The 16,579-nt window shown below is 35.9% G+C and carries 17 protein-coding genes; 3 read left to right on the top strand and 14 right to left on the bottom strand.

Going from position 1 to position 16,579, the window contains the following annotated elements; all coding sequences use genetic code 11:
• Window positions 1-46: 46 nt before the first annotated feature.
• The 7 genes from AC11ZT_RS12680 to AC11ZT_RS12650 all read right to left on the bottom strand — a co-directional run bounded on the left by AC11ZT_RS12680 (window position 47) and on the right by AC11ZT_RS12650 (window position 8,139).
• The gene (locus tag AC11ZT_RS12680) at window positions 47-877 is read right to left on the bottom strand and encodes a MetQ/NlpA family ABC transporter substrate-binding protein (RefSeq protein WP_484059948.1); all 831 of its coding nucleotides are present in this window, start codon (window positions 875-877) and stop codon (window positions 47-49) included.
• 41 nt (window positions 878-918) lie between these two features.
• Window positions 919-1,590, bottom strand: a complete 672-nt coding sequence (locus AC11ZT_RS12675; RefSeq protein ID WP_484059947.1) for a methionine ABC transporter permease — start codon at window positions 1,588-1,590, stop codon at window positions 919-921.
• Window positions 1,587-2,372, bottom strand: a complete 786-nt coding sequence (locus AC11ZT_RS12670; protein ID WP_484059946.1) for a methionine ABC transporter ATP-binding protein — start codon at window positions 2,370-2,372, stop codon at window positions 1,587-1,589. The genes AC11ZT_RS12675 and AC11ZT_RS12670 overlap by 4 nt, the downstream gene beginning before the upstream one ends.
• A gap of 496 nt (window positions 2,373-2,868) precedes the next feature.
• Window positions 2,869-5,034, bottom strand: coding sequence for a DNA topoisomerase III (locus AC11ZT_RS12665; protein ID WP_484059945.1), 2,166 nt, complete (start codon window positions 5,032-5,034; stop codon window positions 2,869-2,871).
• 82 nt (window positions 5,035-5,116) lie between these two features.
• Window positions 5,117-5,752 (bottom strand): acetylglutamate kinase, encoded by a 636-nt coding sequence (locus AC11ZT_RS12660; RefSeq protein WP_484059944.1) that lies wholly within the window; start codon window positions 5,750-5,752, stop codon window positions 5,117-5,119.
• Window positions 5,753-5,851: 99 nt separating this feature from the next.
• Entirely contained in the window at window positions 5,852-6,661 is an 810-nt protein-coding gene (locus AC11ZT_RS12655; RefSeq protein ID WP_484059943.1) for a lipid II flippase Amj family protein, read from the bottom strand.
• Window positions 6,662-7,224: 563 nt separating this feature from the next.
• Entirely contained in the window at window positions 7,225-8,139 is a 915-nt protein-coding gene (locus AC11ZT_RS12650; protein ID WP_484059942.1) for a DNA-binding domain-containing protein, read from the bottom strand.
• Window positions 8,140-8,818: 679 nt separating this feature from the next.
• Between AC11ZT_RS12650 and AC11ZT_RS12645 the strand changes: the two genes are divergently transcribed.
• The gene (locus AC11ZT_RS12645) at window positions 8,819-10,231 is read left to right on the top strand and encodes an amino acid permease (RefSeq protein ID WP_484059941.1); all 1,413 of its coding nucleotides are present in this window, start codon (window positions 8,819-8,821) and stop codon (window positions 10,229-10,231) included.
• Between the two features lie 164 nt (window positions 10,232-10,395).
• Here the strand turns inward: AC11ZT_RS12645 and AC11ZT_RS12640 are convergent, their stop codons facing one another.
• The 5 genes from AC11ZT_RS12640 to AC11ZT_RS12620 all read right to left on the bottom strand — a co-directional run bounded on the left by AC11ZT_RS12640 (window position 10,396) and on the right by AC11ZT_RS12620 (window position 14,386).
• On the bottom strand, window positions 10,396-11,946 hold the full coding sequence (locus tag AC11ZT_RS12640) for a solute symporter family protein (RefSeq protein ID WP_379967799.1): 1,551 nt from the start codon (window positions 11,944-11,946) through the stop codon (window positions 10,396-10,398).
• Complete coding sequence (locus AC11ZT_RS12635; RefSeq protein WP_484059940.1) at window positions 11,943-12,287, bottom strand: DUF485 domain-containing protein; 345 nt, start codon at window positions 12,285-12,287, stop codon at window positions 11,943-11,945. Before AC11ZT_RS12635 ends, AC11ZT_RS12640 begins: the two co-directional genes overlap by 4 nt.
• A gap of 254 nt (window positions 12,288-12,541) precedes the next feature.
• On the bottom strand, window positions 12,542-12,832 hold the full coding sequence (locus AC11ZT_RS12630) for a hypothetical protein (RefSeq protein WP_484059939.1): 291 nt from the start codon (window positions 12,830-12,832) through the stop codon (window positions 12,542-12,544).
• 15 nt (window positions 12,833-12,847) lie between these two features.
• On the bottom strand, window positions 12,848-13,480 hold the full coding sequence (locus AC11ZT_RS12625; protein WP_484059938.1) for a LysE family transporter: 633 nt from the start codon (window positions 13,478-13,480) through the stop codon (window positions 12,848-12,850).
• A 174-nt stretch (window positions 13,481-13,654) separates the two neighbouring features.
• The gene (locus tag AC11ZT_RS12620; protein ID WP_484059937.1) at window positions 13,655-14,386 is read right to left on the bottom strand and encodes a YqcI/YcgG family protein; all 732 of its coding nucleotides are present in this window, start codon (window positions 14,384-14,386) and stop codon (window positions 13,655-13,657) included.
• A gap of 153 nt (window positions 14,387-14,539) precedes the next feature.
• On the opposite strand from AC11ZT_RS12620, the gene AC11ZT_RS12615 reads away from it, so the two are divergent.
• Window positions 14,540-14,788, top strand: coding sequence for a DUF2564 family protein (locus AC11ZT_RS12615; RefSeq protein WP_484059936.1), 249 nt, complete (start codon window positions 14,540-14,542; stop codon window positions 14,786-14,788).
• A 206-nt stretch (window positions 14,789-14,994) separates the two neighbouring features.
• Here the strand turns inward: AC11ZT_RS12615 and AC11ZT_RS12610 are convergent, their stop codons facing one another.
• The gene (locus AC11ZT_RS12610) at window positions 14,995-15,171 is read right to left on the bottom strand and encodes a zinc-finger domain-containing protein (protein WP_484059935.1); all 177 of its coding nucleotides are present in this window, start codon (window positions 15,169-15,171) and stop codon (window positions 14,995-14,997) included.
• A 3-nt stretch (window positions 15,172-15,174) separates the two neighbouring features.
• Window positions 15,175-15,831 carry a reverse transcriptase-like protein gene (locus tag AC11ZT_RS12605; RefSeq protein ID WP_484059934.1) on the bottom strand — a complete coding sequence of 219 codons (657 nt, stop codon included), beginning with the start codon at window positions 15,829-15,831 and terminating at the stop codon, window positions 15,175-15,177.
• 267 nt (window positions 15,832-16,098) lie between these two features.
• Here AC11ZT_RS12605 and AC11ZT_RS12600 point away from each other — a divergent pair, with 267 nt between their 5' ends.
• Window positions 16,099-16,506: a reverse transcriptase-like protein gene (locus AC11ZT_RS12600; protein WP_484059933.1), complete on the top strand. Its 408-nt coding sequence runs from the start codon at window positions 16,099-16,101 to the stop codon at window positions 16,504-16,506.
• Window positions 16,507-16,579 lie beyond the last annotated feature (73 nt).

Below are 16,579 nucleotides of genomic sequence, written 5' to 3'. Positions count from 1 at the left end.
GTAGGTTTCCTTATCAAGCTTAAATTATAACTTAATAGTATTCATATTAAAACGCAGGTACTACCGCTACTCCATATTTGTCTTCTATAAATTTCTTCACTTCTGGTGTTGTCAATGCCGCGTTTAGCTTCTTAATCTCTTCACGGTTTTCATCCCCTTTGCGAACAACAATTACATTGGCATAAGGTGAGTTTTTATCTTCACGGAATAACGCTAATTTCGGATCTATTTTTGCTTCTAACACTACGTTTGTATTAATAATTGCTCCATCCAAGTCCTGCAACGAGCGTGCGAGTGTAGCTGGCTCTGCTTCTACAAATTGTAATTTTTTCGGATTTTCAATAATATCTTTTGGCGTTGCCTGATAGGTTGTAATCCCATCCTTGAGCTTAATGAGTCCTTGTTGCTGTAACAAGGTAAGTGCTCTATATTCATTAGAAGGATTATTGGGGATACCAATTTTTGCCCCTTCTTTAATATCATCCTTTGATTTTAATTTATTTGAATAGAAACCAATTGGTTCAACATGAACCTTTGCTGTAACGACAAAATCAAAGCCTTTTTCCGTTTTTACAGAATCTAAATACGGAACATGCTGAAAGTAGTTTGCATCAATTTGTTTATCTTTTAAAGCTGGATTTAATAACCCCTCATCGTCTAAAACAACAACTTCTAGATTAATACCTTGCTCCTTCAATTTCGGTTTAATATAATTCAAGATTTCAGCATGGGGAACAGCTGCAGCTCCTACTTTAAGCGTAATTTCTTTTTTTGTATCTGTTCCACTTGTTTTTGCTGTTCCATTGCTGCATCCGGTAACAATCACTGCAAATAGAAGAATAAATGTAAATATTACCCCAATATATTTCTTTGTCATACATACACATCCATTTCCATTGTATTAGTTTGTATACTCTGTTATTGATCAAGTTTGTAGCGCTTTTTGTTAATTGATTTCGCGATAAAATTCCCTGTCCATTGAATCAAAGCAACAATAAGAATAATGAATAATACCGTAGAAAACAGAATATCTTCTCGAAATCGTTGATACCCAAATCGAATAGCTAAACTCCCTAATCCCCCTGCTCCGATTGCACCAGCTACAGCAGTAAATTCCGTTATACCAATGACTCCAATCGTCACCCCACGTACAAGAGCAGGAAGTGCTTCTGGTAGGAGCACTCTGAATATAATGGTAGAGCGTGATGCTCCGAGTGATTTAGCAGCTTCAATTTTCCCAACACTCACCTCCTTTAATGAATTTTCAATGATGCGTCCAATAAACGGAGCTGCCCCGATTGATAGCGAAACAATCGCAGCGGTCGGCCCAAGTGTTGTACCAACCACGAGTCGTGAAAATGGCAAAAGTAATACGACTAATATGATAAAAGGAATCGAGCGTATTCCATTTATTAATGTACTTATGACTGCATTTAATTTAGAAGATTCTAGAATTCCACCTTTTTCAGTTACGACAATCGTTACACCAAGAATTAATCCAAGAATAATTGCAAATACAGAAGACCAAAACACCATATAGAGCGTCTCTACTAATCCTTTCCAAAGCAATTCAACTAAATCCGAATTCATATTACTCCTCCCATATGGTCCCAAGCCTCTCGCTTTTGACGGTAATATTCTAGTATTCTGACAAATCGTCTTGCTGTTTCACTAGACGGATGTAAGAAAAACGAATCTACACTTCCTGTTTCGATAATTTTTCCACTTTCTAAAACTGCCATATTGTTACATATATGTCCCAACACATCAAGTTCATGTGTGATAAGAACAATGGTTAGATTTAGCTTGCGATTAATATCCTGTAATAGCTCTAAGATGGAATAGGTTGTTTGCGGATCAAGAGCAGATGTTGCTTCATCACATAGAAGCACATGTGGATCATTTACTAATGCACGAGCAATACCGACACGTTGCTTTTGACCACCGCTTAACTGAGCAGGATATGCCATGCCTTTATCGCTTAAATTAACGAGTTCCAATAGTTCTGTCACCTTTTTATCAATATCCGACTTTTTTTGACCAACGATTTGTAAAGGGAATGCAATGTTTTGAAAGACGGTCATTGAATCGAATAAATTGAAGTGTTGAAAAATCATTCCAATCTTCCGTCTTGCAAACTTCAATTCTTTCTCTCCCATTTCTGTAATTAGTTGTCCTGCAATTTCTATACTGCCTTCACTTGGTTCCTCCAACCGATTTAAACAACGAATCAACGTTGACTTTCCTGCTCCGCTAAATCCAATAATTCCAAAAATATCTCCCTTTTCAATTTTCAAATTAATATCATCTAATGCTCGTACGCTTCCTTTTGAAGTTTTATATACTTTGCTCACGTTTTTCACGACAATCATTAAGTCACCCTCTTTTCCAAAACATATTAAAAACATATTTTTAGTATGAATTACAATCTAAACAGACCTTTTCAGATTACATTTGAAGCAAATAGTCTTATGATTCCAACACTTTGGTAAAACGGTTTTCTGGTTTTGATAAATGCAAATGATCCCGTAGCGTATCTCCTTTGTAATCTGTACGAAACAATCCTCGTTCTTGTAAAATGGGAACTACTTCTATTTTTATGAATATCCTTCGATTTCTAATCAAAAATACAAAACTGACGGAGTTTGCTTATCTTTCTTCCCTCCATTTCATTTGAATTGACGCTCTTTTGTTAGTTGTTAAGAAAATAAAAAAGACACAACAATGTATAATCGTTGTGTCTCCGGTTATCCGGTCAACATTAACTTGATTTCTTATCGGATTAATATGATTATCGGTATTATAGCAATCTTATTACATGTACGTCAATATAATTATCTCAAAATTTTATTTCACTAACTATACGATTTATTTCCCTTCATCATTTGAAAATACAAAGGCGATGCTCTGATCCTTCCATTCAAGCTTTGCATCAAATGTTTTTTCACCTTTTTTAAATCCCTTTATTACGTTCGTTATACCTGTTTGTAGTAGTTTTTTTACATTTGCCTGTGAAATTGTTTTTCCAAGTATTTTTTTAGATATAGTAAAATTGCATTTTGTTTTTGCATAATTTGTACACCCATAGAACGAACCTTTGTCCACCATTACTCCATCACATTTTTTACACGGTCCAAGTGGCACCGATGTTTTTTTGTAAGATGACTTATGCTCAAACTGTTTTTTATCTATGTTACTAAAATCCCAACCTTTTGATCCTTCAACAGCATGTTCGACGATTGTAGTTGCAAGCTTTTTCGCCTGCTCCATAAACTTCGCTGCGTCTGCTTTTCCTTCTCCAATTTGTGAAAGTCTTTGCTCCCACCGTGCTGTCATTTCTGGAGATGCAAGAATTTGTTCCCCAATTGCATCAATTAGCAGCGTTCCTTTTTCCTTAGCAAACACTTGATTCTTTTTTACTTCTATATATTTACGGTCCTTTAGCATCGTAATAATTCCTGCTCGCGTTGCCTCTGTGCCAAGTCCTTCTGTTTTGTTTAATACCTTTTCTAGCTTCTGATCTTCTAGCACTTTCCCCGCTGTTTTCATTAGCGTGATGAGCTGTCCTTCTGTATATCGTTTTGGAGGCTGAGTTTTTCCCTCTTTCACTTTTACGTTAGCAACTATTCCTAGCTCTCCCTGTTGCAACAACGGAAGAAGAACTTCATCGTCATCGTCTTTGCTATTCTCTGCAAATAAGATGGTCCGCCATCCTTGCCGAATTAGCTGCTTTCCTTTTGAAAGAAACGTTGCTCTCCCATCAACCAGAGTCGTAACGGTTGTATAATCAAAAATAGCTGATTCATAATGAGCGGCAATGAGACGCTTTACAATTAAATCATAAAGTTTCCGTTCATCTTCCTGTAACTTTGAGACAGTAGGAACTTGCTCAGTAGGAATGATTGCATAGTGATCAGTCACTTTTTTTTCGTTTACATAGCGTCTATTATTGACAATGCTAGCAATAGGAGTTGGAAAATATAGTTTGTAAGCTTCTTGCATGCAAAGCTTTTGAAGAATAGCAGCAAAACCCTCTGCTTCCCCTTTCGTTACGAAACTACTATCTGACCGTGGATATGAAATAAACCCCTTTGTATACAAACTTTGTGCGATATCTAATGTTTTTTTCGGTGAAAACGTAAAAGCCCGGTTTGCGGTAGCTTGTAAGGAAGAGAGGTTAAATAAATAGGGAGGCTGAAATTCCTTCCGTTCCGTATTTACTTCATGTACAGAGGCTGGCTTTCCTTTACAAAATGCTGCAATTTTAGCTGCCATTTCTGGATTATCCAATCGACTTTCATGCTCGTTATGCCATTTCCCCTCATACTGCTTCCCGTCCATATCGAACATGGCCAGCACTTCCCAAAATGGTTTTGAGACAAAACTTGCAATTTCTTTTTCTCTTTTCACAACTAAGGCTAGTGTAGGAGTTTGCACACGTCCCGCAGAAAAGACATCTGTAATTCCATTTTGTTTCATCAGAAGCGTATAAATACGAGATGCATTCATTCCAACGAGCCAGTCTGCACATGCACGGCTATATGCTTCTTCATAGAGAGGATACGTATCCTTCTCTGTCAGTAATGCTCCGAACCCCTCTTTCACTGCCTTTTCTGTTAACGAGGAAATCCAAAGACGTTTCATTGGCTTATGTATATGTGCTGTTTGGAGAATTGTCCGTACGATTAATTCTCCTTCTCTCCCTGCATCGCCAGCATGAATAATTTCTTTCACATCGGGGCGCTTCGCTAATTCGCGAACAATATGAAATTGCTTAGCTTTTGCTTTGGACACACGGTAGTGAAAAGTATCTGGAATCATTGGAAGCGTATTGATAGACCATCGCTTCCACTTTGAATCATATTCTTCAGGTGGAACAAGCTCACACAAATGTCCAACAGCCCATGTTAAAATAGCACCATCAGAAAACAAAGAGTTTGGAGCAATTTCTAAGTAACCGTTTCTTTTTTTAAATGAAAAAGGGGCTGCTAGCTTCAGCCCCTGATCTGGCTTTTCTGCAATAATTAACTTCATTTTTCTAATCACCTTATATCCTAAATTTCCAAATCAGACTTGCTCAATTTTATTATTTTATCACATAAAAGCCTATTGTAATTTAAAACAATTGAGGAAATTGCTTTATCACTCCCTCAGAAATTGCATCTGCCATTTCTAAAGCTTCTTTTTCAATTTTGTCGTACATTTGAACACCTGATTTATAATCTTTACTCAGGATAGATACCGCTTCAGATTTAGTTAACGCTAGATGTTCATAAAACATTTTTCTAAAATCTTCTTTAGATAAATGTGGAATTACACTGTTTAAAAATTCAACAATATCGTCAGCATTGGAATACCATTTTCTCTCTGCAATTGATGCGGCGCTTTGATTGCCATCCTTTGCTGCTTTGACAAGATCTGCAGCAATTACTAAGTGATCTTTTATTAAGCTACTATATTTTTTCGCTATATTTTCACCATAGAAAGGTTTGAGCGAATTTCCCATATCCGGAGCATTTTGAAGGAGACGTGAAATAGAAAAGTCCACATCTGGCAAATTAAAAATAAGACTAAGGATAACCATTCTTGTCCAAGCAACATGTTGTTCCCAAAGTAACCGCATATAACTTTTAAAATCAACTCCGGCCTTACTGATGCAATAGTTCCGTGTTGTTGAAAAAAAAGATGTTGGATTCCAAATTACATAAGGATTATCATGTATGAAATAACTGGATTGCCAATAAGGGTACATAATGATTACACTCCTTTAAACATATATACTCACAGTATGATAAAATCCAATCCTGTGTTCTAGTTCCAAACACTTTTTTTCACGTATTGCATCTGCTATTTAGGATAAAATCTTACTTAATATAGCGCTCGTCCATATAATCAAATGTGAAGCTGGCATAAGGAAAAACTGCGCGAGCAACGTACCAAAAAAGCGTGAAATCATAAGCCATCCGAATAGCTTTCCCATCTGCTCTGCCCCAGCTTTTTGCTGCAAAGAACGTTCTGTTAGCATCGCAATATGAGGATCAAGAAACAAAGTAAGCAATATAGTGGCAACGCCATTAATTAATCCAGTAAGTTGACTTGCTGTTGATGTAAAAGATGGTTCGAGAAAAGTAGCATAAAGTGAGGAGAGAACACCAACTGTATATATACCAGTAACAACCGTATTTATAAGCATAATTCGTTTCGGTATTCCACCAATTCGTAGACGATGAAGCATAGCAAATCGCGGCACTGTAACATAATGCTTCGTAAAACGCAATTTTTGTACATTTGAAACACGCATTACGTTCAGAAACGAACCATCTATTTCTAAACGTCGAATGATAACCATCGACAACTTTGTAAAAGTGGGATAGAAAAACATTGCTAGAAGAGTCCCTACTGAAGCCGCAAAAAGGATAAGCTGGAACATTGGAAGAACATCTATGTCAGGATTTAATTTTGCTCTATCAATTAAATTACCAACGAGAGGACCTTGAATCATGTTGGAAGTTCTTGAAACAAGAAGTAAAATACCGACAAGGGAAAGGGAAACTGCGAGTTTTGCAAGCCTCACACCACCTAGACGAACACTGAATGACAGTGTCTCTGTCATATGGATCAGAATCGTAAAAAAGAGAATAACTAGTAATCCAATATCCATAACTAACCCTCACAACTCTTTTATAGTTGTTCGTATATTGACGAAAGACCAAGTTTTCCCAAACAATCCACTCCATCATCAGAAAGAGTAGTGAATCTAGTGATGTAACGAAATCACTTCTATTATAATCTCATTATATCATGTAATATTTTTCTTAAAAATATAATTATTTCCATTTTATAAAAAGGAATCGTCATAGAAACTCTAAGTTTTACAGATTTCTATACTGATGCCTTTACATTTTTCTTTTAGAACATTTATTCCATCCTCTTGATCACGCTTGGCTTCATACAGCAGGTTCATACCGGGCATTGTGCTATGACAAGCTTGGGATGAAGGAGATTTGCATTACAGGAAGCCAAATTTGCTTGTGAAGCAGTTGCGACATTTCCAATCTCGTATTTTTCTTTGTTCATTTCCGACACTTTCCATTTTCTGTACGGGAAATATGGCAATATTGAAGAAACAAAACATTTGGAAACATAAAAAAAACGAAGCAATACTGTGCTTCGTCTTTTCTTACATTTCATTAATAAGTTAAAATTCTCCTAAGCTTTTTCTAATTACATCGTTGAATGTTTTTGTACATTATATAGTTCAAGACGATTTAAATCTCGTTTACAATCATTCACAAATCCAGATAAATTTTTAATCTGGTCTACATCTGTACTCTCAACAAAAGCTTTAATATGGTTTGTTATTCCACGAATTTCATGCATAATTTCTACCTGTTCTCTTTTAAGTCTTTCTGTTTCTTGTCGAAGTAAAAGCACCTGCTCATCTGAATCTTTTTTATTTACATTTATTCCGTCTGCTGCCATTCCGGATAATTCATAAATACCAGCCATTAACTGATATACGCGTTTTTCATTTTCATTATCATCGCAAATTGTTTGAAAATTTCTCACCATACCAGATAATAAATGTACCAAACTATACTTAGGCTGTTGTGAAACAATTTCTGCATTTTCCGAAAACTCTTGTTTTTTCTTTATATTGGATTCATTCAAATCACTAGCCATTTTTTTATATTCTTGACCGGGCTTACGACCTGGTTTTTGCTTAATAATGTTTTCAAGTGGAAGCTGGTTGTTGCGTAGCTTATAGTACGTATTTTGTAATTGGTTTTTTGTCTTTGGAAAAATGCTAAGATGCTTATTACTAAGTAGATCTGAAATGGTAATAACGCTAATACCATTTTTTTGAAAAAATTGATATATAAATAGAAGTAAATCTAGTTCGGCTTTCAACCATGAATATTTTGATTTCTGATATGTATCCATACCACCTAACTGAGATACTTCTTGTTGAAATAATTCCATCTTATTATAAAGTGTTGTTACATCCTCAAACTCTACTTGTAATGATTGAGCCAATTCCTGCATATGCATTCTTTTGATTTCTGCACTATCATTAGACACAAGCAATTTTTCTAATGTAACTGTAATCTCTTCTATAATACGACTTTTATTATGCATATTACTTCCCCCTTAAAATCTCTATCTTTAATTTCTTTATAACGAACGGTTTAAATTATCCAATAAATACCATTTTATTTTACTATCTTTCACAACTTTCGGTCAATAGAATTCCAAACCACAAGTATGATTCTCTAAAACGAACAAAATAACTTTGATACATTCATAATACTACTAAAATTATATAAAAAAACAGTTGAAATAGCTATACTATTTCAAAAATATTTCAGATAAAATTACAAAATTACAGATATTGGATATTTAATTTTTATATATAGTTCATTATAAAGAATTTTACTAATTTCCTACTTCATTTATGTCAATAAAAGTCATTGCAATCCTGTGAGACATACAGTAAAATATTTCGTTGTATGAATAATACTTTTTCTGAGGATTTATGTAATGGTCGCATAAAAAAGTAAACCAGTTTCTGACATATCGTACTAGTACGATAAAAATTGATTCTATTATTAGGGAGATTACAAAAATGAACCGTCTTATTACATTCACACAACTTCATCGCCATATATAGCCCTTGAACCTAACGTAACTATTACGTGTAGGTACAAGGGTTGTTCCCATTTGTACCTGCACGCTTCTATAAAGCCATGTAGGTATTTTTTGCCTTCATGGCTTTTACTTTTTAGGGGTTATGTGTACAAACAAAGGAGAGACAAACATGGAAAATAAAAAGTGGGGATTATGGGTCTTAACTGCATTTGTAGTAGGAAACATGGTTGGTGGTGGTATTTTTATGCTACCCGCAAATATGGCTCAAGTAGCAAGTCCAATTGGATCAACAATTGCTTGGCTTACAACTGGACTAGGAGTATTAATGATTGCACTTGTCTTTGGAAATTTAGCAATGAGACGTCCTGATTTAAAGGCTGGTCCGCAAAGTTATGCACAAGCAATGTTCACATCTAAAAAATTGGGTCGCGCTGCAGGCTTTAGTGTCGCATGGGGGTACTGGGCAGCCAATTGGCCAGCTACTGCTTCTATTATTATTTCTTTTGCTGGATATTTATCAACCTTCTTCCCAATATTATCTTCAAAGACGGTCTTATTTTCTATTGGATCACTTGAAGTTCATAGTGGTAATTTAACAACATTTATTGTATGTTCTGCCCTTCTCTGGGGATTACAATGGATACTAGCAACACGCTTTACGAGTGCTGGCAAAATTAACTTTGCTGCTACAGCAGCGAAAGTACTTGGATTTGGGTTATTTATCATTTTTACTCTCTTCATATTTAACGTTGCTAATGTTTCTGGAAACACATTTGTTAACAGTGCAGGTGAAACTATTTCACTTAGTGGTCAAGTAAACGGTGCGGCCATTTCCACACTATGGGCATTTATTGGCATCGAAGCTGCCGTTATGCTCTCAAACCGTGCAAAATCGCAGCATGATGTAAAGCGAGCTACACTTAGTGGCCTTTTCATTGCAATCCTTATTTATATTGGCATTACTCTGCTAACAATGGGAGCACTATCACAGCAAGTATTACGCGATTCTCAAAAACCGCTGGTTGATGCACTTAGCGCGGCAATTGGACCAAACGGTGCAGCCGTTCTAGCTATTCTCGCTCTCATTTCATTGTTTGGATCGATAGTTGGCTGGATTGTCGTCAGTGCAGAGGTTCCGTATCAAGCAGCTAAAAGTGAACTATTTCCGATCTATTTTGCAAAGACAAATAAAGGAGGTAGTCCAATCCGTTCGTTAACCATTACGAACATAATGACACAAGTTTTTCTATTTTCTACTATTTCCGGTACAGTTGGACAAGCCTATAACTTTGCTATTGTCGTTGCAACACTTGCATACTTAATTCCTTACCTTGTAAGCTCCCTATACCAGTTAAAACTTGTTATTACGGGAGAAACATATATGTCAATGAGAGAACGTATAAAGGATGGTGTCATTGTAGTAATTGCCCTGATCTATTCCATTTGGGTTATTAAAACTGGAACAACCGATCTGAAAACATTCATGCTTGGAATAGGATTATTTGTAATTGGTTTACTATTCTATCCGATAATCATGCGTAGTCGCAATGTACAAAGCAAGGACATAAATACAGCATCGTAATCTTCCAAGTTCATATAATTATTTAAAACCATTACAAATATCCGAAGAAATAAAAGCGTCCCCTTCATTCCTAAAGGGGACGCTTTTATTATAAAGTAAAATCTTCCTCAGTAAGGACTTTCTCTCATTCTTTATTAAAGATTAGAAATCGCCCTTTGCTTGAATTAATGAGCGGAAGCATCACTTACTCCATGACCTGTATTGGATTTTACTAATATTTCATCAAACTTCGCTTCGCTTTCCTTTTTACCCGATAATACCGTGCCTAGATAAGCTGCAAGAAAGCCAAGTGGTATAGAAATTATCCCTGGATTCGATAATGAAATAAGGGGTGTTCCAACAAAAATTGCTTTTCCCGCAACCGGATTCCAAACGTTTGGACCAATCGCAACAACAATAATTGCGCTAAGAAGACCTACAATCATTCCCGTAATAGCTCCAGCTGTATTAAATCGTTTCCAATATATCGTGAACAAAATAACTGGTAGATTTGCGCTTGCCGCTACTGCAAATGCTAATGCTACGAGAAATGCTACATTAAGCGTCTGTGCAAATAATGCAAGAACAATACTAAGCACCGCCACCCCAATGGAAGCATATCGTGCCATAGCTACTTGTTCCTTTTCTGTTGCATTTCCACCACGGACAATTTCACTGTAAAAATCATGAGCAAAGGCGGAAGCAGCCGTTAATACAAGCCCTGCTACTACAGCTAGAATCGTGGCAAAAGCTACTGCAGAAACAAAAGCAAATAAGAAGTCCCCACCTACCATTTTTGCAAGCAGCGGAGCCGCCATATTACCAGCAGGATTTGCTAACACAATCGCATCATGTCCGACGAACGCTGCTGCCCCGAAACCGAGAAAAACAGTCAAAATGTAAAAAAATCCGATTAACCAAGTCGCATATACTACGGAGGATCGTGCTGTTTTTGCATCTCGTACCGTAAAAAAACGAACTAGAATATGCGGAAGACCTGCTGTCCCTAAAACAAGAGCTATATTGAGTGATATCGTATCTAGCCCATTTGTATATTTAATACCTGGATTTAAGAATGATTCCTTATAAGGCGTAGCAGTTGACATAGCTTGAAACATATCCATTACATTAAAATTAAATTTTGCAAATACAATTAGGGAAATGACTAATGTACCAATCATTAATAATACAGCCTTAACAATTTGTACCCAACTTGTAGCATGCATCCCCCCGAAAATAACATAAACAGTCATTAACGTACCAACGATAAGAACTGAAGTTGTATAGTCAATTCCAAGTAATAGTTTGATAAGAGCCCCTGCCCCTACCAATTGTGCAATCATATAAAAAATCGAAATAGTGATTGTATTCATTGCCGCAACTCCGCGTACTTTCTTAGCATCAAATCGTGCTGCAATCATATCTGCAAGTGTATATTTTCCTAAATTACGGAGTGGCTCAGCGACCAAATATAACACCACAAGATACGCAACTAGAAAGCCAATGCTATAGAAAAACCCATCAAATCCAGCAAGTGCAATTGCGCCTGCAATTCCTAAAAATGAAGCAGCAGACATGTAATCACCTGCGATAGCTAGTCCATTTTGCCAACCAGTAAGCCCCCCACCAGCTGTATAAAATTCACTTGCATTTTTAGTCTTTTTAGATGCAAAGTACGTTATGACCAAAGTACCAAGAACTATAATTAAAAATAATCCAAATGCTGTCATATTCATTGCGTATCCCTCCCATCATCTAATTGCTTTACTATTTTTTCTGACAAGCGATCAAAAGTCCGTGCTTTTTTGCTATACACAATGCAAAGTGCCCACGTCATAATAAACTGAGCAAACGCAAAAATCCATGCCCAAGTAATGGCGCCAACTGCTGTTGTATTCAATATTTTGGAATATGACGTTAATATAGGGAGCAAAAAGTAAAAGCTTAAAAAGAATAGGGTAACAGGAACAATAAATTTTTTCTTTACTTGAAGTAGCTGTTTAAATTCTCTTGAAGCAGCAACTCTCGTGTAATCGTTTTCATTTATTTCCTCTTGAAATTCTTTCTTCACAGCCATAGTGAATATTCCTCCCTTTTATTATGTTTTGGAACTAATCCTTACAACGAAATATTCCCCCCTCTTCGACGTAACCATTTGAAATGTTACAATATTCTGAAACTTACATTCATTTTATTGGATAATTTATCCTATTGAAAGGGTTTTCTTTCGACAATTTCCGTCACTTAGCCATTTTTATTATGAATAAATTCTCGTTCCATAAAAAAAACCGCATATCTGCGGCATATTTTGATTTCTATTTAGACATCATTTTAATTCGCTCTTTGGACGTTTTCTGGGAATTGACTAAACGTATACAAATTATGTTTATCAATAATATATTCCACTGAAAATACAACTATATCTGCCTGAAGAACCTCTCCAATTATTAAACCTAATGTTTCGTGTACAACTGCAAAACTTGTTTTCTGTTCATGCCTAAGTACATTTTCTACAATTGATAGTACAGCGTAATAGATGGGGGCGCGATCCTCTACTTCTTTTATGAGCTTCGATGATAATTTAATAAGAATCTCTCGTTCGAAGATTATAGTTCGATACATACATGTATCCTCCCTTTAGTTGAAAAGCTGCATTGCTTTATAGGCAAAATGAATACTATAGGCAACCAATATTATGCCTGCTACTGCAGTTACATATCCAAGCATTTTCGGTTTCAAGAGCGTTCGACCAAAATGAACTGTAAATGCAATATTTAAGTTCCATAGAACAATCCCCACGAGTATACAGAGACTGTAGAGCATTGCTTTGGTTCTACTTACTTCTGTAAGTAAGGTACTTAATGTGCTGCCATATACGCCAAACCAAAATACTAAATTTAACGGGTTCGACAATGCAATCAAAAAACCAGTTGTATACGACTGGCGAATGTTGCCTACTGTATCTTTAATATATTCCATTTCGCGATGAAAAATCCCTTGTTTTATACTCGTAAAACCTAAATGAAATAAGAAAAAAAATCCTATTCCATACATGAAAAACTGGATATTCGTTCTCATAAAAAAAGCGGAAAGCCCAAAATAGATGAGAAGCATAAAACAAAGATCTGCAGTCATACCACCTAATCCAACGACCCATGCATGCCAAAACCCTTTTGCAACACCACGCTTTACCATTTCAATATTGATTGGACCTACAGGAGCTGCTAATGATATACCGAGAACAATTTGTTGAATAATTGCAACTAACATATTCTATTCCTTTCTACACTTGATATTGATAGTAGATGATGCTTGTCTCCTAAATAGAACTGATGAAAAACATACGTGTAGCGTTTGCCTATCACTGGTAAACTATACAAAAAAAAGCGATGTTTGCAAGATACATTCCTCACAACATCACTTAGCTCTTATAAATTTTTTTGCTTATTCTTTAAAGTGAAAAGGACAAGACCCTTCAATAGGTTTACTATCATCACCAATAAAGTATTGCTTCCATTCACGATGATCGGGATCACCATAATGACTGATATTAGGATGTTTCGGAAGCCCATCCCATTTTTCCGTACGCTCTCTTACTGTTTGTCTTGAGTATGCACCGTTCGGTCTATTCCCTTCTAGCCCTTCAAAAATAATACGGGGTTGAAAACCAATCACAAGCGATCGACCAAGATGTCTCGTTTTACGCTTCTTATAAGCAGGGGCATTTCCAAACGCAAAAATTGGCTCTCCCCCAAAAGAAAATTCCCATAAATGATGATCGGGATTAACAGGAATCTGTCTAGGCCAAGGGTGTTTGTCTTTCTCATGTAAAAACTGAAGTAAATTCCAAAAATAATTGCGATAATAAGAAAGAGACCGTTCTTCTATTTCTGGCTCTACAAATACAAATAACCCACGACGTACAGACGGCTGTTGTTCGATTAGCTGTAAAAACTCTAGAAGCGTTGACGGAAGATTACTCCAATCCTTACTTTCTACATATGAATATCGTAATTCATTTCGTTTAAATGCTGTCATTCCAAAATAACAGGGGAATGAAGGATCAGCAACAATGGTAGAAAACGTTTCAAACTCATCCACCAACCATTTAGGCAAATTCTTACGATTTTGAATAGATTGTCTGTCTAAAAGAAAGGAGTGCTTATTCCCACTCATATGTATCCCCCCTTTATCACATTCATAACTAAACTTATTATTAAGAAAGCTATACTATGTCTTTCAATACCACGCTGTAAACATAAAATAATGTATGCTTTCTTTCTTTAGAGACAACACTATAGATAATATATTCTGAAGGAGGAATTCTGTATGAGTGAACCTTTTACAGATTTAGAACAGATATTTCTAAAGGTTGAGACTGCCGAAAAAATGGTTGGTTCTGCTACTGTTACTATGGATCCTGAGCTATTGCAGCACGCTGCTACTTCCGTGAGTGAAGCAAAAGAACAGTTAGACCTCGTAAAGGCTACTGCCACAGAGTTAGATGAACATTATCTTCGAAGTCAAGAAAAAAGGCTTAACCGAATTGAAAAACAATTATTAGAAGCTAATCAATAAAACCGCCAATTCGGCGGTTTTTTTATCCCTCATTAACGGGCAGTAAGGTCACTTCAAGGCTTTAGAAAACCTGAGAATGCTAAGTGAGCGCAGGGTAGGATTGACAAGACATTCCATCAGTAAAGTTGAGAACCCCCCTACTTGAGGGAAGTTTCGCTTTATCTCGTATAAACAGGGTTTCATCTCCACTTAGAGATTGATTTTCTTTATGATAGTTCTTTCCCAAACGTTTTTAATTTTTCACCGACTGTGCATTTCTTAATACAAAATGTTTGAGCATAATGTTTTCCGTATTCTTTACGAAAATAACTGTTTAAAAAACAACCCGTACAATATGTGTCTAACAGGTCATTTATTTCAACGATGAGTTCTTTTTTCCTCATTGCCTATTCCTCCACCATTACATGACTATCAATAATCGTACCCTGTAGTGCTTGTGTTGCTAAATGATCAGCTTCATGATTATTTTTTCGTGAAATGGGTTCATATACAAATTTCCAACGTCTTGCTTCCTGCTTCTTCTCAATACGATCTATATAGTTCGTTAATCTTTCTTCATAGCATGGCCATTCACCTGCTAGCTGATTCAATACAACTTGGGAATCCCCGCGTAATGTAATGATCTGATAATTCGCATTCATTTCCTCAAGAATTTGCAAGCCAAATAATAATGCTGCATACTCTGCTTCATTATTATTGTCTAGCTCATAAAATGTAAAGTTACGCCGCAATCGAAATGTCTTTTTATTTTTTTTGTAATACAACGCCACCCCAACACCTGCTTGCTTTGTCTGCACATCATACCCACCATCAAAGTAAAGAATGATTTCTTGTGGTTCTTCCTCTACTTTTTTCCCTAGCTTTTCCGCTTCTTTTTTTGTCCAGTTTGATCCGAATTCATCACAAAAAACTAATTCTTTCACACGTCCTGTTTTTTCAAAATCAGCCGCGACCAATAAAGCCTGTTCTAACGTCATATAGTCCGAATGTAATACCGTTTCCAACTGATTTCGTTTATATGTCCAGATTATTTGATATCTCATCTAAATACCCCTTTTTCACGTCTTACCCTATTCATTGCTGATCCATAAATAGAATGCATTCTTATTTGTTCTTTTTTATATTGTATAATACCTTCATTCTTTTATACAAAAGCAAACGAAAAATCCAAAATATGGATATTTATTCATAATCATTTATTTTTGTGTTCACGTTTTCATAATCATTGTTATAATGATAGAAAAACTTATTTTTTATTTATGTTTATGTGAAATGAAATTGGATTTTATAAAAGAGAAGGTGTACATACATTGATTGAAGTTTATATTGACGGCGCATCAAAAGGAAATCCAGGGCCATCTGGAGCAGGTATTTTTATTAAAGGAATTGAGAAACCCGTTTTTCTATCTAAACCGTTAGGTATCATGAGTAATCATGAAGCAGAATACGAGGCGTTGCTCGCTGCATTACACTACTGCTTAGAACATCATTATATGGTTATTTCGGTTCGTACAGATTCGCAGCTTGTCGAACGTGCAATTGAAAACAAATATGTGAAAAACAAGACGTTTTCTCCCCTTCTACAAAAAGCTCTTCATCTTATTGAACAATTCGATTTATTTTTCTTAAAATGGATTCCAAGCCAACAAAATAAAGTGGCTGACGAGCTAGCTAGAAAAGCCATATTGATGAACGGACGGGAAGAAACAAATGCGTAAAGTCGTTTTAGCTCATTTCGGATTATTGTTTATTACCTTTATATGGGGAACAACATTTGTAGTTGTTCAGAAG

It is taken from the genome of Ectobacillus sp., from assembly GCF_056992975.1.
The sequence above is the reverse complement of the archived record's forward strand: the minus strand, read 5'-3'. Positions and strand labels throughout refer to the sequence as shown.